The organism is Actinokineospora sp. UTMC 2448 (assembly GCF_024760565.1).
GTDB lineage: Bacteria > Actinomycetota > Actinomycetes > Mycobacteriales > Pseudonocardiaceae > Actinokineospora > Actinokineospora fastidiosa.
This window is the reverse complement of sequence record NZ_CP031087.1, coordinates 2,567,963-2,586,929: the sequence shown is the minus strand read 5'-3', so window position 1 is coordinate 2,586,929 and position 18,967 is coordinate 2,567,963. Positions and strand designations below refer to the sequence as shown.

Sequence of the window (18,967 nt, the reverse complement as noted above, 5' to 3'; positions counted from 1 at the left end):
GTCAGACCAGCTCCCCGAACCGCGCGGCGATGTCGGCCGGGCTCGGCTGGGCGGCGATCTCCTCGGCCAGCACGCGGGCCTGCTTGGCGATCTCCTGGCTGTCCAGCACCGCGCGCACCGCGGCGGCGGGGTCGGCGTCGGCGCGCAGGCCGACCCCGACCTCCTGGACGCGGTCGGCGTGGAGGAACTGGTCGGCCTCCAGCGGCAGCACGAGCTGCGGCACCCCGTGGGCCAGCGCGGTCAGCGCCTTGCCCGCGCTGCCGTCGTGCGCGGCGACGGCGCAGGACGGCAGCACGACGCCCAGCGGCAGCATCCCGACCGACCGCACGCCCGCGACGTCGCCCACCAGCGCGAGCACCTGCTCGCGGTGCCGGTCGGCGACCCCGATGTGCACGTCGAGCCCGGCGGCGGCCAGCTCGCGCACGACGGCGGCCATCGGCTCCGACGGCGAGCTGACGGTCACGCAGGCGCGGCGGCGGTCCTCGTCGAGCCAGTCCGGCCGGACCATGCGCCCGTTGTACGGGACGTAGCGCATGTGCCGCACCGGGAACGGGTTCGGGTACTGGTAGCCGGGCGGGCACACCTCCAGGGCGAGCACCGGCGGCGGGACCTCGGTCAGCCCGAGGCGGCGCTCCAGCGGGCCCGGCTCGTTCCACCGCACGCCCGCTCCCCCGGCGCTGAACTCCGGCGGGATGAGCATCCCCCACGGCAGCAGCACCACCGGCACCCCGGCGTGCGCGGCGGCGAGCTGGCCCGCGCGCGCGGTCGGCTCGATCACCACGACGTCCGGCCGCCAGTTCCGCACGAGCGCGACAGTGGCGTCCACAGTGGCCTCGGTGACGTCGACGAGCCCGCCCTCCGCGCCGACCTCGCGGCCGACCACACCGGTGCGCAGCTGATCCACTGTGGACTGCGATCGCAGGGTGGCGCTGGTCGACGCCGCGGGCAGGCCCGCGGCGGTGACCTCGGCGGTGAAGTCGTCCGGCACCGCGACCAGCACGTCGTGGCCCGCGGCCCGCAGCGCCCATGCCAGCGGCACCATCGGGTAGAGGTGGCCCACCGCGGGCAGGGTGGCGAACAAGACGCGCATCGTGCCTCCTAAACCAGTCCGGTCAGCCGGTCGACGAGCGCGCTCGGCGCGGGCAGCGCGCGCAGTTCCGCGCGCACCTCGGCGGCAGCGGCCCGCAGGTCCCCGTCGCCGAGGAGTTCGGTGATCGCCGCCGCTGACAGCCCGTCCGGGGTGCGGACCAGGCCGACCCCGCGCTTGCGCACCGCCTCGGCGTTGGCGAACTGGTCGGCCCCCTGCGGCAGGACGAGCTGCGGCAGGCCCGCGTCCAGCACGGCCATGAGCGTGCCGGAGCCGCCGTGGTGGACCGCGGCGTCGCAGGTGCGCAGCAGGGCGATCAGCGGCAGCCAGCCCGGCACGACGCGCACGTTCGGCGGCAGCTCCCCCAGTTCGGTGGTGTCGATGTCGCCGAGGGCGATGACGAACTCGGCGTCGACGTCGGCGGCCGCGTCAATGGTCTTCCACAGCGGTGTGAGCCGGGCCAGGCCCACCATCGACGGGACGGTGGTGCCGAGGGTGACCAGCACCCGGCGGCGCGGCGCGGGCTCGCGCACCCAGGCGGGCAGCACGCTGCCCTCGTTGAACGGCACGTAGCGCGCCGACCAGCCCAGCCGCTCCCCGACGCGCATGCTGTCGGGCGCCACGTCGATGCCCGCGGCGAAGTCCGCGGCGACGCCCGCGCCCGCGTAGGTCTCCCGGATCTGGTCCAGCCCCGGCCCGAGGCCGAGCCCGTGCACCACGGCGGGGACCCCGTGCTCGGCGGCGGCGCGCGGCCCGGCGTAGGCGTGCGGGGTGAACACGACGGCGTCCGGACGGCCCGCGGCGAGCACGCCGGGCAGCATCCGCTCGGCCAGCACCGCGAACGGGTTGGCGCCGGGCGCCAGCTCCCGGAAGACGTCGCCGAGTTCCAGTCCGGGGGCCGTGTCGGTGACCGCGAGGCCCGCGCGCGCGACCCGAGGCGCGGTGGCGCCGCAGGTCGCGACGAGGACGTCGTGCCCGGCAGCGCGCAGCGCCCAGGCGGTGGTCACGAGCGGGTAGGTGTGGGCGATCACCGGGGTGGTGACGAACAGGACGCGCACGGCCTGGATTCCTTTCTACGGACGCGCTTTGGGTTGGGTGCGCATCACGGGCAGGCCCTCGACGGCGTTGGCGCCCTTCTCGATGAACACGAGGTTGCGGTAGAAGTGCAGGCCCGCGATGTTCAACGCGGCGTAGTCGGGCTCGGCGCCGTCGATCTCCGGGTGGTGCAGCCCGTCGAGCAGGGTCTTGAGGAACCCCACGGTCGTCGTCGGGCTGGTGAACTCCGTGGTCGAGCCGCCGAACTCCGGCCAGTAGGAGGTCTGCAGGTCCTCGATCACGTAGAAGCCGCCGGGGCGCACGTGCGGGAACAGCATCCCGAAGGTCGCGATGACGTGCGCGCTGATGTGGCTGCCGTCGTCGACGACGATGTCGAACGGGCCCGCCTCCGCGCCGAGGGCGGTCATCAGCTCCCGGTCGGTCTGGTCGCCCCGGACGGTGCGAATGCGCGGCCCCTGCACGCCCGGCTTGGGATGGATGTCCATCCCGACGACGAGGCCCCTGCGGAAGTAGTCCCGCCACATGCGCAGCGACGCGCCGCCGAGGTTCGGGTCGTCATAGCCGCCGATGCCGATCTCCAGCAGCCGCACCGGCTGGTCGCGCAGCCGGGCGAAGTGCCGCTCGTAGTGCGGGGTGTAGAAGTGCCAGCCGCCCCACTTGTCCGAGCCGTTGGCCATGGACAGCCTGCCGAGGTCGGCCGGTCGGTCGGAGATCGCCGCCACCAGCGCCGAGGTCGTGCGGATCTGGCGCAGCGCCCAGTCGAACCCGCCCGCGAACGAGTCCGTGTTCGGCATGCACATCCTGACGTTGCGGCTCGGGGTCACCGCGTCGTCGGTGCCGAAGAGGCCGCGCAGGATGTCGACCACGGTGTAGGTCACAGTCGGCTGTTCACCGTCGTGGAAGCCGTGCTCGGCGTCGACCGAGCCGTCGGCGAAGGTGAACGCGAGCCCGGCGCGCTGGTCCCCGTGGACGACCACGAGCTGGACGGCGACCTTGTCCACGACCTCGGGGACGGCGCACCGGATCAGCAGTTCGTCGCGCACCACGTCCATCGTGGCGCGCAGACCGACCTCGTCGACGGCGGCGAGCAGGTGCTCGTCGCGCCCGCCGACGGCCAGCAACAGGGCCTCGACCGGCCCCCACGGATCAATCACACCGCCACCTGCGCATTCTCTCGCCGGTCCCCGGCGACGGCCGGGCCGGTCAACGTTGGGACCACTTCGGACGGAGCGGGCATGGCCGCCATCTCCCGGCGCACCTCGGCGGCCGCGGCCGCGTACCGGGGGTCGTCGAGCACCGCGGCCACGTGCGCGGCGGTGAAGTCGGCCGGGTCGACCGCGAGCCCTGCGCCCCTGGCCGCCACCGCGCCCGCGTTGACCGGGGTGTCCCGGCTGTGCGGGAGGACCACCTGCGGGACACCGGCCCGCAGGCACTCGAACGTGGTCCCCGCGCCGCCGTGGTGGACGACGGCGGACACGTCGGGCACCAGCGACTCCAGCGGCGCCCAGCCGACGGTGCTCATGCCGGGTGGGAGCGGGCCGAGCGCGGCCGGGTCCGCGCCGCCGACGGCGAGCAGGACCTCGGCGTCGAGGTCGGCCATCGCCGCGGCCAGCCGTCCGACCAGGCTCCCCGCGTCGGTCACCTCCGGCAGCGTGGTGCCGATGGTGACGAGCACCCGCCTGCGCTCCGACGGCGGCGGACCGGTCGGCGGGTCGACGGTGCCGCCGGTGTAGGGGACGAACCGCAGCGGCACGCCGCCCGGCTCGACCACCATGCTCGGCGGCGTCCTGTCCAGGACGGCGGCGTCCGGGGCCGGGGTGGCGCCGAACCGGGCGAAGGTGGGCGCGAGGTGGCGCAGCATGTGCTCGCTCAGCTCCGTCGTCCGCGCCGGGTTGAGCTCCAGGCGGACCGCGGGCACGCCGAGCGCCGCGGCCACCACCACGCCCGCGGGGCACATGGACTCGTGGATCACCAGGTCGGGGCGGAACCCGAGGGCGATCGCCACGGCGTTGTCGACGATCGCCTCGGCGAAGCCCGCCAGCATCGCCGAGGACATCCGGATGTCGACGGGCTCCGCGCCCTCGCGCATCCGCTCGGCGAGGTCGGGCACGCCGTAGGTGTCGGCGAGCAGCCGGGGCGTGGCGGCCAGCCCGGCGTGCCACTCCGCGCCCTGCGGGGTGTCCGGGGCGTAGTCGGCCACCGGCAGGCCCGCGTCCGCCGCGGCCAGGCCGAAGCCGGTGGTGGCCACCAGCACCTCGTGGCCGGCGGCGCGCATCGCCCAGGCCAGCGGCACCATCGGGAACACGTGGCCCAGCCCGTCCGCGGCCAGGAACAGCACCCGCGCGCTCATCGCGTCACCCGCAGCTCGGCCAGCCCTCGGATGATCCCGTCCGAGCGCCACGCCCGCTCGTCGCTCACCGCGCGCACGCCGGGCAGCTGCCGGAAGAACGACCGGAACGCGATCCGGCCCTCCAGCCGCGCCACGGCCGCGCCGATGCAGTGGTGCGCGCCGTGGCCGAAGGCCAGGTGCGGGTTGGGCCTGCGGTCGATGTCGAACCGGTCGGCGTCGGCGAACTGGTCGCCGTCGCGGTTGACCGAGTTCAGCGACACCATCACGATGTCGCCCCTGCGCACGGTCCGCCCGCCGAGCTCCAGGTCCGCCACGGCCACCCGGGACGCGGAGAGGAACGGGCTGTGGAACCGGCACGCCTCCTCGACCGCCCAGCGCGCCGCGTCGGGGTCGTCGGCCACCCGCTCCCGCGCCTCCGGCAGGGCGATCAGCTCGCCGATGCCGCTGGCGACCATGTTCAGCGAGGTGACGAACCCCGCGATGAGCAGCGACATCAGCGCCGCGCGCAGTTCGTCCGGGGTGATCGGGCCGCCGTCGTCGGCCGCGCCGATCATCGCGGTGGTGACGTCGTCGCCGGGGTTCGCCCGCTTCTCGGCGATCAGGTCGGCGAGGTAGGCGTGGGCGCGGCGCATGGTCTCCTGGTTGCGGCGCTTCAGCTCCTCGCCGGACATGTGCCGGGCGGGCTTGCCCATGATCCTGTCCGGCAGGCCGGGGCGCTCGTGCTCGGGCACGCCGAGCAGTTCGCCGATGACGCCGAACGCGACCGGCCGCGCGAACTCGGACACCACGTCGAACTCCGCGCGCCCGGCCAGCTCGGCCAGCAGCTTGTCCACCATGGTCTGGACGCGGGCCTCCACGGCGGCCAGGCCGCGCGGGGTGAAGCCGCGCATCATCACGCCCTTGAGCCGGGCGTGGTCCTCCGGGCTCGCGTTGGCCAGCGTGGTCGGCGCGTTGATGTCGTCGAGCGGCGGCTCGAACGGGCCGCGCTCGCCGGGCAGCGACATCTGGAAGCGCGGGTCGCCGAAGACCGTGCGCGCGTCCGCGTAGCGGGTCACCAGCCAGGCGTCGACGAACCCGAACAGCCGGAAGCGCTTGACCGGCTCGGTGCGCCGCAGCGCGGCCAGCGTCGGGTGCGGGTCGCGGTAGAACTCGGGGGTGTACGGCTCGGGAAGCACCGCTACTCCTCTTCCGCCGGGACCGGCGTGCCCGGGGCGAACCGCTGCCAGAACGGCGCGCCCATCGTGTAGTGCCGTGCGGTGTGCTCGCCGAAGCGGTGCTCGTAGGTGCTCTCCAGCTCGGCGTGCCCCGCCGCCCACCCGGCGAAGTCCGCGCCGGTGAGGCCGTCGGCGTCCCAGGTGGCGTAGAACTTGCCCGGGGTGAAGGCGAGCGGGATGAGCCCGCCGTCGGCGAAGGCCGCCCACAGCGCCCGCCCCACGCCCGGCGCGTGCGACGTCGACCAGTCGTCGAGCACCACGACGCCGCCCGGGCCGAGCAGCCGCCGGACGGTCGCGATGTCCTGGCGCACCACGTCGTAGGAGTGACCGCCGTCGATGTGGGCGAAGCGGAACGACCCGGCGGGCAGCAGGTCGGGCAGGCGCGCGGACGCCACCGCGTGCACGTCCGGCAGCTCGGCGTGGAACCGCAGGTAGTTCCGCTCGAAGGCGGCGCGCTCGTACCCCGGGTAGTAGGTGGTGCTCTCGTCGCGGTTCTCGGCGCTCAGCGCGTCGAGGTCGCCGAAGACGTCGCACACGGCGAACCGCTCGCCCGCGCGGGGGAAGCAGCCGATGAGGATGGCGCTCTTGCCCTGGTAGACACCGATCTCCAGGAGGTCGCCGGTGATCCCGCGCTCGCCCTGCAGCTCGTCGACCGCCCGGAACAGCAGCGCGTCGGCGGGGAAGAACCAGCCCGGCACGTCGTCGTGGGCGAAGGCGGCGACGGACTCGGCGTACTCGGCCGCGGTGGTCATCGGGCGGCCACCCTGCCCACGAGGCCCGCCACCATGTCCGCGACCGGGGGCAGGGCCGCGTTCTCCTCGGCGACCTCCCCGGCCCGCTCCCGCAGTCCCGGGTCGTCGAGCAGCAGCGCCATGTCCCGGCGCAGGCTGTCCACAGTGGCCTGTTGCGGGTGCTGGACCAGGCCGATCCCCCGCCGGTCCAGGGCGGCGGAGATGTCGAACTGGTCGGCCATGTGCGGCAGCGCGAGCTGCGGGATGCCCACGGCGAGCGCGTTGGCCGCCGAGCCGGGACCGCCGTGGTGCACGACCGCGGCGCACGTCGGCAGCAGCGCGGACAGCGGGACGTAGCCCGCGACGCGGACGTTGGGCGGCAGGGCGCCGAGCGCGGAGAGGTCGGCGTGCCCGTTGGCCACCACGACCTCCGCGTCCAGCCCGGCCGCGGCGTCGAGCAGCGTGCGGAAGGTGTCGGCGCCGGAGGTCCACGGCACGACGGTGCCCAGCGTCACGCACAGCCGCGGCCCGCTGCCCCGATACAGCCAGTCGGGCAGCTCGCCGCCGCCGTTGAACGGCACGAACCGGCACGCCGCGACGCGGTCCGGTGTGGACTCGCGCAGGCTCCTCGGCCCGGGGTCCACCACGGCCAACGGCTCGACCGGGTCGTCGTCGACGCCGTGCTCGCGACGCAGCGGCTCCAGCATCCGCCACACGCCGTCGATCATGGCCGGGGCCGTCTCGCCCATCGCGAAGGTGTGCCGCAACAGCGGGATCTTGTGCGCCCGCGCGGCCATCGGGCCCGCGCCGTCGAGGGCCGAGTGCACGATGCAGTCGGGCCGCCAGTCCGCGGCCAGCGCGACCGCCGCGGCGGCCATGTCGACGCTGCACGTGCCGAAGAGGTGCGCGACCATCGCCTCGGCGGTGCCCTCGCCGGTCACCGGCGGCGGCGCGGGGGCCTGCGCGCGGAAGCGGGCCATCGGGTTCTGCCCGCCGGTCAGGTCGACCACGGCCAGCCCGGCGCCGCGGGCCGCGCCGACCGCGTCGCCCGCGGTGGCCACGACCACGTCGTGCCCCGCCGCCGCGGCCGCCCAGGCCGTCGACACCAGCGGGAACACGTGCCCGACCAGCGGCGAGGTGACGAACAGCAGCCTCATGCCCGCTCCTTGCGCCAGTAGACGGCGTCCTCGTCGACGGTGACCAGCCGGGGGTCCTCCTCGACGCTCTTGAGGTAGTCGTGCACCGCCCTGCGGCACTGGTCGACCGACTGGTAGTCGTCGATGATCACGTAGCCGCCCGGGGAGACCTTGGGGTACAGGGACTCCAGCGCGATCTGCGTCGAGTCGTAGAGGTCGGCGTCGACCCGCAGGACCGCCAGCCGCTCGACCGGCGCGGCGGGCAGCGTGTCGGCGAACCACCCGGCGATGAACCGGACCTGGTCGTCGAGCAGCCCGTAGCGGTCGAAGGTGTCGCGCACCTCGGCCTCGGACGTCCCGACGAGGAACTGGCCGTACAGCTCGTCCGCGCTGACCGCGCGCTCGGCCATGACCTCCTGGAACCTCAGCAGGTCCTCGGCCATCTCCGGGTGGAACGTGTCCGGCGCCTGGTGCTCGTCGGGCTCGGGGAAGCCCTGGAAGGAGTCGGCGAGCCACACCGTCCGGTCGGTGACGCCGTGGGCGCGCAGCACGCCCCGGGCGTAGACCATCGCGCCGCCGCGGGCCACGCCCGCCTCCAGGACGTCGCCGGGGACGCCGTCGGCGAGCACGCTCTCCAGCAGCGCGCGCAGGTTCTCCAGCCTGCGGAAGCCGATCATCGAGTGCGCCTGGCTCGGCCAGTCCCTGCCCAGCTCCCGCGCCGCGCGGTCGAAGGTGTCCTCGGTCCGCCACGGCGTGGGGATCGGCGGGTCCTGGTAGAGGGTGTTGACCACCGCGCGCTTGAGCAGGTCGAGGTACATCTCGGCGCCGCTGTCGGCCATGCCGTCCTCCTGAGTTGTCAAGGCCGCGCGAGCGCGGTGCAGGTGAGTCGGATTCCCTGGGCCAGCGGGGTCATCGGCAGCCAGCCGAGCGCCGCCCTGGCCAGCCCGACGTCCAGCCAGAACCGCTGGCGGTCCACCGGGCGGGCGGCGGCGTGGTCCAGCGCGGGCTCCGCGCACCCGGTCGCCGCGGTGATGAGCCGGGCCACGTCCCGCAGGGCGGTCGGCGCGCCGCTGCCCACGTTGAGCACCGGGGCGACCGGGCCGCTGCGGTGCAGCCGCACCAGCAGGTCCATCAAGTCGTCGAGGTAGAGGTAGTCCCGGACGGTGTCGAGGCTGCCGTAGACCGGCAGCGGTTCGCCCCGCCCGACCGCGTCCAGCCAGTGCGCGATGACCCCCTGGCCGGTGCCCGCGCGCTGGCCCCTGCCGTAGAGGTTGGCCAGCCGCAACACGGTGGCGGGCAGGCCGGACTCGGCGACGAGCCGCTCCTGGTCGAGCTTGAGGGCCGCGTAGGCGGTGGTCGCGCGCACCGGGTCGGTCTCCCGGTACGGCGGCGGACTGTCCGGGTCGTAGCACGTGCCGCCCGAGCTGGTCAGCACCACGTGCGGCGCGCCGTCGGGGTCGCCGACGCGGTCGAGCAGGCGGCGCAGGCCCGCCAGGTCCTCGGCGCACCGGCCGGGGTCCTGCTGCGCGGTCAGCGGGGTGACGCTGCCCGCGACCATGAACACGGTGCCAGCGGCGCGCAGCTCGGCGGTGGTGGGCAGCGGGTCGCCCCGGGTGACCGGCAGCACCGCGACACCGAGGTCGGTCAGCGTCGCGCACAGGCGGGCGCCGATGAATCCGGCACCGCCTATCACGACTGCCGAATGGTCACTGGTCACGGCTGGCCCATCCCCACAAGTCGGCGCCCGCTTTCGAAAATCGGGGCAATTGCGGAATTAATGTCGGTCTCGCGGCGATGCTGCCACAGCCAGCAAAGGCCACGCAAGGCGTCCGATCATCGCAGATCAAAGCATAACCGCAGGTCAGAGCGGTCAATGCGGGATTCGTGCACCACCGCTAGAAGGGCTCGTTAGCGACTTTATAGAGCCCCTAGAGCGTTCCAACAGAATAGTCGGCCACACCTTGACACCACCGCGGCCCACACCCATGCTCGAATACGATGGAGAATTGTCAGACCGGCTGGCGAGGAGCATTCATGACCACCTCCCGGGAGGCCGCCACCTACCCGTTCCCGGCCCGCTGCCCGTTCCAGCCGCACGAGGAGTTCGCCTGGCGGCGCGCCAATGCCCCGGTCGCCCCCGTCACCCTGGCCCGCGGCGGCGAGGGGTGGCTGGTGACCCGGTTCGCCGACGTGCGGACCGTGCTGGCCGACGAGCGCTTCAGCAGGCGGCCGGTGCGCGACGCGGCGGTGGGCAGGCAGCGCGGGCCCGCGCCCGCGTTCGACTTCGGCGCCTCGATCGCCGAGCCGGAGCAGCACGCCCGGTGGCGGCGGCTGACCGCGCAGGTGTTCAACGTCCGCCAGGCGGAGGCGATGCGGCCGAGGGTGGCCGCGATCGTGGACGACCTGCTCGACGACCTCGCGTCCGCCGACCACCCCGACCTCATGGACGCCCTGGCGTTCCCGCTCCCGCTGCGGGTGCTGCTCGCACTGTTCGACGTCCCCGACGACCTGCGCGGCGGGTTCCTGGAGTGGGCGGCGGCGCTGCGCGCCTCGGGGGCGTCCATGACCGCGTTCGCCGAGGCGATGAACGCGCTGCACGCCTCCGTGCGCGAGCTGGTCGCCCGCGGCCGGGGCATCGTCGGCGACCTGCTCGCCGCCAAGCACGACGACGGCGAACCGTGCTCGCCCGAGCTGGCCGTGTCCACGATGATGCTGATGACCGTCGCCGGGTACGAGACGGTGGCCACCCAGCTCGGCAACGGGTTCCTCGCGCTGTTCCAGCACCCCGGGCAGTGGGACCGGCTGCGCGCGGGCGAGGTGGGCGTCGAGCCCGCCGTCGAGGAGATCCTGCGCTACGCCCAGGCGGGCACCGGGTTCGCCGGGCTGACCTACCCGACGTCCGATGTGACCATCGGCGACACCACCATCCCGGCCGGGGACGCGGTGTTCATCTCCATCGACTCCGCGGGCCGCGACGCGGACCAGGTGTCCGACCCGGACCGCTTCGACCTCGCCCGCGGCGCCGCCCGCCACCACCTCAGCTTCGGCTTCGGGGCGCACTTCTGCATGGGCGCGCCGCTGGCGCGGGTGGAGCTGCAGGAGGCGCTGGGCCGGACGGTGCGCCGGTTCCCCGGGCTGCGCCCGGCGTTCGCCGTCGACGCCCCGGAGATGACCGCCAACCGGTTCACCCGCTACCCGCGCACCCTCCCGGTCGGCTGGTAACCCGGAAGAGTTTCATTTCCCACCGCGGGCACACCGTTTCGGCGTGCCCGCGGTCGGCGTTTTCCCCGAAGATCAAGAATGGCGTTTACCGCCAATTGCTTCTTCAACAAAACCAGCAAACGGGCGACCGGCACGTCGCGATCGAGAGCTGGCAATAGCGGAAATCAAGTGCGATTATATCTGCTTTATAGCGGGATCAGGCCCTACGTCCGATTCGGCGTCAGGAACGCCAGGCCCCCGCCGATGACGGAGACCGCTCCTCCGGATGCGCGTTCCACGGGATCGCGGCCAGTTCCGGCGATATGGCGCCCGAGCGGGCGGCGGGAACCGAGGGCCGCCCCTGCACGGCCGCGCCCTGCCACAGGTCGGTCAGGTCGGCTGAGCCCCGGTCGGAGACCAGCATCGACCGGTGCAGCCGCCGCAGGGCGGGCGAGGGCTCCAGCGCCTGCTGCTCCACCATCCGCGTGTGCAGCTGCCGGTAGACGTCGAGCGCCTCCGGCCGCCTCCCCGAGCGGTACAGCGCGAGCATGAGGTGCGCGCAGAGCCCCTCGTGCGTGGGGTGGCGGGCCACCATGGCGGTCAGCTCGCCCAGCAGCTCGTGGTGGCGGCCCAGCCGCAGGTCGACCTCGATCTTGCGGTCGAGCACGTTCAACCAGGCCTCTTCCAGCCGTTTCACCTGGTAGGTGAGCGTCTCGCCGAGCTGGATGTCCAGCAGCGGGCGGCCCTGCCACCAGCTCAGCGCCTCCGCGAAGTGCTGGGAGGCCTCGGTCAGCTCACCCGCCTCCCTGGCCCGGTGGCCCGCCGCGGCCGACTGGTCGAAGTGGCGCATGTCCAGGCTGGTGCCCTCGGCGTCGAGCATGTAGCCGCCGGGCCGGGTGGCCACGATCTGCTTGCCGACGCCGCCGGGCAGCAGCGAGTCGACCAGCTTGCGCAGGTGCATGATGTAGGTCTGGATCACCGTCTTGGCGCTGCGCGGCCGGTCCTTCCCCCAGAGTTCGGCGACCATCGCGTCGACGGGCACAACCGTATTCGCGTGTACGGCCAACAGAGCGAGAACGGTGCGCGGCTTGGCCGCTGACGGCACGATCGCCACGCCGGAATGGCGCACTTCTAGCGGGCCTAAAATTTTGATCTCCAAAGCGCCCCCAATGTCCCTCACGACGGTCCGGCCAGCCTCGGCGGCGGCCCGGCTTTCCCGAGTCTGCCACAAAGTCACGGACTCGTGGTTGGTTAACGCGGCCCTTACTCGATTGCCCTGCTTAGACCATTCGGTTACACCGTGTCAACCCGTACAGTGACCGGGTCACCGAGAAGAGTGGTGCCCTATCATCAATTCGGTGGGACGCGAAGCGTTACTCGGAGAATTACTCCACAAGGTGGGCCGCGGCCGCGCCCCGTCCCTCGACCGCATGCGCCCCGCCCCCGGCTCGGATGTCGTCCAAAATGGACAGACCAAGCAGGCCAGCGCGCAGGTCGGGACGCCAGTCGGTCTCGCCGCGCACGGCCGAGGCGAAGCGGGCGACCAGCGCGGCGAACTGGTCGGCGGCGGGCAGGGTGCGCTCCTCGACGTGGTCCTGCCGCTCGATCCGCAGCACGGTGGGCAGGGTCGACGGCGGCGTGAACGCCCGCTCCAGCCGGATCCGCCCGGTGCTCCCCCACAGCTCGTAGCTCGCCCGGTAGGCGTGCTCGAAGCCGAAGGTGAGCTGCGCGCACACCCCGGCGCGATCCCGCAGCAGCGCCGCGCCGCCGACGTCCACGCCGCGCCCGGGGTCCACCCGCAGGTGCGCCCCGCACACCTCCACCTGCTCCCCGAGGTACATCAGCGCCGCCTGCACGGGGTAGAACCCGACGTCGAGCAGGGCGCCGCCCGCGAGGTGCGCGGCGTAGCGGATGTCGTCGGCGGGCAGCGCGGGGATCGCCATGGCCGCGGTGACGACCCGGAGTTCGCCGATGGCGCCCGCGTCGACCAGGGTCCGCACGGCGGCGTGCTGGGGGTGCATGGCGAACATGCGGTTCTCCATCAGCACCAGCGACCGCTCCGCGGCCAGGTCCGCCAGCTCGCGGGCCTGCCGGGCGGTGGTCGCCATGGGCTTCTCCACCAGCACGTGCTTGCCCGCGGCGAGCGCCTTGGCGGACCACTCGGCGTGCAGGCCCGCGGGCAGGGGGACATAGACGGCGTCGACGTCGTCGCGGGCGAGCAGGCTGTCGTAGCCGGGCTCGGCCGCGCAGCCGAACGCCCCGGCCCACTCCCGCGCCCGGTCGCCGTCGCGGCAGGCCACGGCGACCAGCCGGGTGTCCGGACAGGCGGCGATCGCGGGCAGGGTCCTTCGACGGGCGACGGCGGCGCCGCCGAGCAGTCCGATCCGCAGCGGCTCCGGCACGGTCACCCGCCCGCCCCGGACCGTCCACTGTGGTCGTCCGCCCGGTACGGCAGCGCCCGCAGCACCTGCGAGAAGCCGTCGTCGTCGATGGTGGGCGGGTCGACCCGCAGGTCGCGCTCGGCCAGCACGGCGAGCGCGGCGGCGATCTGCTTGCGCGCGCTGGTCGCGCCGAGGCAGTAGTGCGCGCCCTTGCCGAAGGTGATGGCGGTGTTGCGGCCGCGCACGGGGCAGAACTCGGCGGGCCGCTCGGTGTCCCGGTTGACCGCGACGATGTCGACCAGCACGGGCGTCCTCGGCTCCAGCCGCACGCCGAGGCACTCGCACACCTCGTTCGTCCACCCCGCGATGACGAGGAACGGCGGGGCGAGCCGCATGGCCTCCTCGGCGACCTGCGCGACCCCGACCTCGTCGGCGCGCACCGCGCGCAGCACGTCGTCCTGGCCGAAGAGCGCGTGGGCGGACACCCCCAGCCCGGTGGTCACCTGCGGCACGCCCGCGGCGAGCAGCTGCCCGATGGTGGCCACGTCCGACCACACCGACGCCCCCTCGTACGCGGCGAAGGCGCGCATCAGGGGCGTGTCGGCCAGCGGTTGGGTCATCACCGACCGCAGGTAGCGCATCGTCGCGTCGAACGCGGCGGCCGTGCGCGCTGGCAGGTCGAGCACTCCGAGGAAGCGCTGCCTGATCACGTGCATGACCACGTGGTAGGCCTTGGCGAGCCGGGGCCATTCGGCCTCGGGGAAGCCCATGAGCGCGAAGGTGCTGTCCAGGCAGTAGGGAGCGACGAACGCCGGGACCAGGTCCCCGCTGTCCGGCAGCCTGCCCGCCAGCCCCTCGGCGATGCGCGCGAAGACCGGCTCGAACGGCGCGATCGCCGCCGCGCTGTACACGCCGCGCAGCTGCCTGCCGAACACCGGGTGGTTCGCGCCCCGGTGGTACCAGAGCTCGAAGAACTGCGCCACGGTCGGCACGTCGTCCGGTCCGGGCAGCCCGACGCCGACGCGGTCGGGGTCGATCGCCATGCCGATGTGCGGATCGCGCAGCGCGATGTCGGCCAGCTCCTGGCTGCGGACGACCCACTGGCCGGTGTCCGCCCGCCGCTCCAGACCGTGCGGCAGCGTCTGCATGGTCACCTCATCTCCGTGGGCAGCGACACGAAGCCCCTGGTCATGAACTCCTCGAACAGCCGGGGCTCGGCCGAGGGCAGCACCCGGTCCGCCCTGGCCACGATCGCGGACAGCATGTGCCCCAGTGCCCGCCGCGACATGGCCGCGCCCAGGCAGGACGTCGCCCCGTGCCCGAAGGACAGGTGACGGCCGCTGGAGCGCACGGGCCGGGTGACGTCGAAGCGGTCCGGGTCGGGGAACTGCGCGCCGTCCCGGTTGGCCGAGCCGGTGAGGCAGACCAGCAGGCGGCCCGCCGGGACGCGCGTCCCGCCGAGCTCGGCGTCGACCCGGCTGAGCCTGCCGAGCGCCTGCGTCGATGAGTCGAACCGCAGGCCCTCCTCGACCGCGTTGGGGATCAGCCCGGGGTCCGCGCGCAGCAGGGCGTACTGGTCCGGCGCGGCCATCAGGGCGTTGAGCAGCGTGCTGAAGCTCAGCACCAGGCCCTGGTGGGTGACCATCGAGATCATCAGCCCGGTCCCGAGCACCAGTTCCAGGTGCGCGCGCAGGTCAGCGCCGGGGTGGGCGACCAGGTTGCCGACGAAGTCGTCCACCGGCTCGGCGACGCGGCTGACCGCCTGCTGGGCCAGCAGATGGCGGACGTCGCGCACCGCCGTCCGCGACGGCCCGCCGGTGTAGCCGCTCTCCGCCCACGCGGCGAACACCGGCAGGTCGGCCGGGGTGACCGCCATGAGGTCGGCGAGCAGCCGGGTGGTCAGCGGGATCGCGAAGTCGGCGACCAGGTCGGCGGTGGCGGGCAGGGCCGCCGCGGTCTCCCGGCAGTCCCGCTCGAACCGGGGCCACAGCGAGTCGACGAACGGCGTGCCCAGGGCGCGGCCGGTGGTCCGCCTGCCCGCGGCCCGCGCCGGGTCGTCGCCCGCTGGCGGCGCCTGCGGTGTCCGCCACGACGTCCCGCCGCGCAGGACCTCGGCCTGGAGCATCCGCAGGAACGGCTGGCCGACCGCGTCGAAGCGGGCCGCGTCGGAGAACACCGCGTGGCACTGCTCGTAGGTGGTGACGAACCAGGCGTCCCAGCGCTCGGACCGGTGCACGCCGCCGTCGGCCCGCAGCCGCGCGTACGCCGGGTACGGATCGGGCAGCAGGCCCGCCAGGTCGAGCGGCTCGGTCCCCGCCGTGGTCATCGCCGGACCAGCCGGTACCAGGTCGGACCGGCGTCCGGCGTGCGGCGGACGCTGCCTGGGGTGGCCGACACCAGGTCCCAGTGGGGGCTGAAGGCGGTGTCGATCTCCCACTGCCGGACGCTCAGCGGGCCCTTGGTGAAGGCGTACAGGACCAGCGTCGCGCCCGGCGCTGCCAGCCCGGCGACGGCGGCGGCGTAGCGGGCCTTGGCCTCGTCGCGCAGGCTGTGCGCGCAGCCGAAGTCCAGCAGGAAGTCGTAGCCGCCGGGCAGCGCGCCCGCCGGGATGTCGAGCAGGTCGCACTGCACGAAGTCGACGTCCGCGCCCTGCTCGGCCGCCTTCCTGCGGGCCTTCTTCACCGCCTCCGCCGCGATGTCCACGCCGGTGACGGTCCACCCGTGCTGGGCGAGGTAGAGCGACTTGGTGCCGGTGCCGCAGCCGAGGTCGATCGCGCGGCCGGGGGTCAGCCGGTCGGGGCCCTCGATGAGCTCGACCAGCTCGGGCATCACGGGCTCGGCGTCCCAGGGCGTGTAGCCGACCTTGTAGGCCAGGTTGTACGACTTGGACACCAGCTTCGACGACTGGGGTGGCTTGGGCATCAGAGCCGCACCGGCCGGTCGTCGGAGCGGACGCTGTCCTTCAGCTCGGTCCACGTGCGGGCGCGGTCGGCCACCGTGGTGAGCACGACGACGTAGCCGTCGGGGTCGGTGGCCTCGACGTCGATGGTGTTCCACGGGGTGGAGAGCGGGCCGTTCACCGTGCCCTGCGGCAGCGCGGCGAGGCGGTCGGCGATCTCGCGCATGGTGGCCTCGGTCTCGGCGTTGACGGTGAAGCTGAGCCGCACGCCCTTGCCGAGCGGGCCGGTCAGCGGCTCGCGGGCCGGGCGCAGCAGCATGTCGCGGTACTGGGCGCGGCGCAGGTGGATGACGGCGAGCTGGCCGTCCGGGCCGGTGAGCTGCTTCTCCACCCAGAACCCCAGGCCCTCGGTGTACCACTGCAGCGACTTCTCCAGGTCGCTGACGAGCAGCACGGCGAAGTTGGGCATGTCGGGGATGTCGTCGAAGCCGACGCCCTCGGGGGCGGCCTCGTGGCTGGGGTGGTTGGCGTGGGTCGTCACGATTCCTCCTGGAGGGTGTATGGCACGGCGCGGACTTCCTTGAGGTTGTTGTGCGTGTCGATCCGCACGGCCGAGGGGTCGAGCGCCACCGGCCGCCGGACCAGCTCGCGCAGCCCGGTCGCCACCTGGAGCCGGGCGCTGTTGGCGCCCAGGCAGTAGTGCGTGCCCCGGCCGAAGGTGAGCACCGCGCTGGGCCGCACCGGGCAGCCGTGCGCCGGGTCGGCCGCGGGCGCCTCGGCGAGGTTGACCGCCGCGGTGTCGATCGCCACGACGGTGCCGGGGTCGAGCCGCACGCCCAGGCAGTCGCAGGGTTCGCGGACGAACCGGAAGATGTTGCCGAACGGCGGCTGCTGGCGCATCACCTCCTCGGCGACCTGCCCGGCGTCGGCGTCGCCGTCGCGCAGCCGCCCGGGCAGCGCCGGGTCGCGCCAGATCTCCCGGACCGCGACGGCCGACGCGGTGATCATCGGCTCGATGCCCGCCATGAGCAGCTGGCCGACGAGCGCGGCGATCGGCCAGGTCCCGGTGTCCATCGTGGACAGCGTCCGGGCGGCGTCGAGGAACGGGGAGCTGCCGTCGGCGAGCAGCCGGTCGGTCAGCGACTTCAGGTACCGCATCACCGTCTCGAACGCGCGCACCTCGGCGGCGCTGTGCTCGGTGACGCCCAGCAGCTGCTGCTTGAACAGGTGGATGACGAGCTTGGCGACCTTGGTCAGGTTCGGCCAGTCGCCCTCGGGGACGCCGAGCATGGCGAACGTGCTGGTGGTCAGGTACGGGCCGAAGTAGTCCCTGGCGAGGTCGCCGCGCGCGGGCAGCGCCGCGGCGTGCCGGGCGGCCAGCGCGGTGAACCGGTCGGCGCACTCCGCGGCGGAGCGGGCGGTGAAGACCTTGCGCAACTCGGTGTTGAACGGCGTGTAGTTGTCGTTGACCGTGTACCACAGCTCGAAGAACTGCACGATCGTCGGCGCGCCGTCCTCGGCGGGCATCAGCCTGGCCATCGACTCCTTGCTGCGGTCGACCCCGGTGATGATGTGCGGGTCGCGCAGCGCGATGTCGGCCAGCTCCGGGGTGAGCACCTTGAGCCGCGACCGGGTGTCGTCCCAGCGCAGGCCCGGCGGCATGGTCGGCGCGTTCACGGCAGCACCGGCAGCGCGCGCGGGTAGAAGGTGAACAGGTTGCTGCTCAGCACGACATCGTCCAGGTCGCCGTCGAAGCGCAGGTCGGGGAAGCGGGCGAACAGCCGCTGGAAGCCCTCCTGCATCTCGGCCCTGGCCAGCGCCGCGCCCAGGCAGTAGTGCGGGCCGCTGCCGAAGGCGAGCTGGCGGGCCGCCTGCGCGCGGGCGATGTCGAAGTCCTCGGAGTCCGCGCCGAACACGGCCTCGTCCCGGTTGCCCGAGCCGAGGGAGACGAACACCGTCGACCCCGACGGGATCGTGACGCCGCCCAGCTCGATGTCCTCGGTGGCGAACTTGGCCACGGCGAACCCGGTGCCCATCTGCGCCCAGCGCAGGATTTCCTCGACCGCGGTGCCGATCAGCGCCGGGTTCGCCTTGAGCCTGGCCAGCTGCTCGGGGTTGCGGAACAGGGCGTAGAAGCCGTTGCCGAACTGCACGGCGGTGCTCTCGTAGCCCGCCATCAGCAGCAGGATGACCGTGGACACCAGCTCCTCGTTGGACAGCTGCGTGTCATCGTCGTCGTGCAGGCCGATCAGCGTGCTCAGCAGGTCGTCGCCGAGGTCCTTGCGCTTGCGGACGATGAGCCCGATCGCGTAGCGGCCGATGCCCTGCAGCGCCTCGCCGAACGCGGCGAAGCCGGACTGCATGTCCCTGCGGGTCAGCTTGGCGGCCAGCTCGGTGAACTCCGGGCGGCCGCTCTCGTCGATGCCCAGCAGCTCGGCGATCACCCGGATCGGCAGCTGGTAGGCGAAGTCGGCCATCAGGTCGAAGCCGCCGCCCCTGGCCTGGATCTCGTCGAGCACGTCCTCGGTGTGCTGGGCGATGCGCGGGCGCATGGCGTCGGCCTGCCGCTGGGTGAACGCCTTGTTGACGATGCGCCGCCAGCGGGTGTGGCCGGGCGGCATGGAGATGGAGCCGCCGAAGGTGAACACCGGGCTGGAGCGGTCGGCGGCGAAGCCGGTGTCGACCCTGGCCGCGCCCTCCTGGTTGATCGACCGGCTGAAGCGGGCGTCGGTGAGCGCGGCGCGCACGTCGTCGTACCTGGTCACCAGCCAGGCGGGGTCGCCGCTGGCCAGCTTGACCCTGGCCACCGGCTGGTTCGCCCTGATCCAGGCGAACTCCTCGGGCATGGCGAACGGGCACTTGCGCTCGAACGGGTACGTCTTGCTTGTCAGGTCCACTCGCGTCTCCTACGT

General features: G+C 73.5%; 18 protein-coding genes. 1 reads left to right on the top strand and 17 read right to left on the bottom strand.

Annotation, left to right across the window (positions count from 1 at the left end; genetic code table 11):
* Position 1 precedes the first annotated feature (1 nt).
* Genes Actkin_RS12180 through Actkin_RS12140 form a run of 9 tightly spaced genes read right to left on the bottom strand, consistent with a single transcriptional unit; the run spans position 2 to position 9,267 of the window.
* Positions 2–1,090, bottom strand: coding sequence for a nucleotide disphospho-sugar-binding domain-containing protein (locus Actkin_RS12180; protein WP_189212714.1), 1,089 nt, complete (start codon positions 1,088–1,090; stop codon positions 2–4).
* An 8-nt stretch (positions 1,091–1,098) separates the two neighbouring features.
* Complete coding sequence (locus Actkin_RS12175) at positions 1,099–2,145, bottom strand: glycosyltransferase (protein WP_189212713.1); 1,047 nt, start codon at positions 2,143–2,145, stop codon at positions 1,099–1,101.
* Between the two features lie 15 nt (positions 2,146–2,160).
* Positions 2,161–3,297: a class I SAM-dependent methyltransferase gene (locus Actkin_RS12170; RefSeq protein ID WP_258907229.1), complete on the bottom strand. Its 1,137-nt coding sequence runs from the start codon at positions 3,295–3,297 to the stop codon at positions 2,161–2,163.
* Positions 3,294–4,493: a nucleotide disphospho-sugar-binding domain-containing protein gene (locus tag Actkin_RS12165; protein ID WP_258907228.1), complete on the bottom strand. Its 1,200-nt coding sequence runs from the start codon at positions 4,491–4,493 to the stop codon at positions 3,294–3,296. The genes Actkin_RS12170 and Actkin_RS12165 overlap by 4 nt, the downstream gene beginning before the upstream one ends.
* Positions 4,490–5,668 carry a cytochrome P450 gene (locus tag Actkin_RS12160; RefSeq protein ID WP_189212710.1) on the bottom strand — a complete coding sequence of 393 codons (1,179 nt, stop codon included), beginning with the start codon at positions 5,666–5,668 and terminating at the stop codon, positions 4,490–4,492. The genes Actkin_RS12165 and Actkin_RS12160 overlap by 4 nt, the downstream gene beginning before the upstream one ends.
* Positions 5,669–5,670: 2 nt before the next feature.
* The gene (locus Actkin_RS12155) at positions 5,671–6,459 is read right to left on the bottom strand and encodes a class I SAM-dependent methyltransferase (protein ID WP_258907225.1); all 789 of its coding nucleotides are present in this window, start codon (positions 6,457–6,459) and stop codon (positions 5,671–5,673) included.
* Complete coding sequence (locus tag Actkin_RS12150; RefSeq protein ID WP_258907223.1) at positions 6,456–7,595, bottom strand: glycosyltransferase; 1,140 nt, start codon at positions 7,593–7,595, stop codon at positions 6,456–6,458. Before Actkin_RS12150 ends, Actkin_RS12155 begins: the two co-directional genes overlap by 4 nt.
* Positions 7,592–8,413 carry a TylF/MycF/NovP-related O-methyltransferase gene (locus tag Actkin_RS12145; RefSeq protein ID WP_258907222.1) on the bottom strand — a complete coding sequence of 274 codons (822 nt, stop codon included), beginning with the start codon at positions 8,411–8,413 and terminating at the stop codon, positions 7,592–7,594. The genes Actkin_RS12150 and Actkin_RS12145 overlap by 4 nt, the downstream gene beginning before the upstream one ends.
* 17 nt (positions 8,414–8,430) lie before the next feature.
* Entirely contained in the window at positions 8,431–9,267 is an 837-nt protein-coding gene (locus Actkin_RS12140; protein WP_189212706.1) for an NAD-dependent epimerase/dehydratase family protein, read from the bottom strand.
* A gap of 341 nt (positions 9,268–9,608) precedes the next feature.
* On the opposite strand from Actkin_RS12140, the gene Actkin_RS12135 reads away from it, so the two are divergent.
* Positions 9,609–10,796: a cytochrome P450 gene (locus Actkin_RS12135; protein WP_258907221.1), complete on the top strand. Its 1,188-nt coding sequence runs from the start codon at positions 9,609–9,611 to the stop codon at positions 10,794–10,796.
* A gap of 220 nt (positions 10,797–11,016) precedes the next feature.
* Here the strand turns inward: Actkin_RS12135 and Actkin_RS12130 are convergent, their stop codons facing one another.
* From Actkin_RS12130 to Actkin_RS12095, 8 genes are all read right to left on the bottom strand, one after another.
* Positions 11,017–11,880 carry an AfsR/SARP family transcriptional regulator gene (locus tag Actkin_RS12130; protein ID WP_258907911.1) on the bottom strand — a complete coding sequence of 288 codons (864 nt, stop codon included), beginning with the start codon at positions 11,878–11,880 and terminating at the stop codon, positions 11,017–11,019.
* Between the two features lie 280 nt (positions 11,881–12,160).
* Complete coding sequence (locus tag Actkin_RS12125) at positions 12,161–13,183, bottom strand: Gfo/Idh/MocA family protein (protein WP_258907220.1); 1,023 nt, start codon at positions 13,181–13,183, stop codon at positions 12,161–12,163.
* Entirely contained in the window at positions 13,180–14,310 is a 1,131-nt protein-coding gene (locus tag Actkin_RS12120) for a cytochrome P450 (RefSeq protein WP_258907219.1), read from the bottom strand. The genes Actkin_RS12125 and Actkin_RS12120 overlap by 4 nt, the downstream gene beginning before the upstream one ends.
* The gene (locus Actkin_RS12115) at positions 14,307–15,482 is read right to left on the bottom strand and encodes a cytochrome P450 (protein WP_258907218.1); all 1,176 of its coding nucleotides are present in this window, start codon (positions 15,480–15,482) and stop codon (positions 14,307–14,309) included. The genes Actkin_RS12120 and Actkin_RS12115 overlap by 4 nt, the downstream gene beginning before the upstream one ends.
* Positions 15,479–16,078, bottom strand: a complete 600-nt coding sequence (locus Actkin_RS12110; protein ID WP_258907217.1) for a class I SAM-dependent methyltransferase — start codon at positions 16,076–16,078, stop codon at positions 15,479–15,481. The genes Actkin_RS12115 and Actkin_RS12110 overlap by 4 nt, the downstream gene beginning before the upstream one ends.
* On the bottom strand, positions 16,078–16,596 hold the full coding sequence (locus Actkin_RS12105) for a VOC family protein (RefSeq protein ID WP_189212699.1): 519 nt from the start codon (positions 16,594–16,596) through the stop codon (positions 16,078–16,080). The genes Actkin_RS12110 and Actkin_RS12105 overlap by 1 nt, the downstream gene beginning before the upstream one ends.
* Positions 16,593–17,732, bottom strand: coding sequence for a cytochrome P450 (locus Actkin_RS12100; RefSeq protein ID WP_189212698.1), 1,140 nt, complete (start codon positions 17,730–17,732; stop codon positions 16,593–16,595). Before Actkin_RS12100 ends, Actkin_RS12105 begins: the two co-directional genes overlap by 4 nt.
* A complete protein-coding gene (locus tag Actkin_RS12095; protein ID WP_189212697.1) occupies positions 17,729–18,952 on the bottom strand; it encodes a cytochrome P450 family protein in 1,224 nt (407 codons plus the stop codon). Before Actkin_RS12095 ends, Actkin_RS12100 begins: the two co-directional genes overlap by 4 nt.
* Positions 18,953–18,967: the final 15 nt, after the last annotated feature.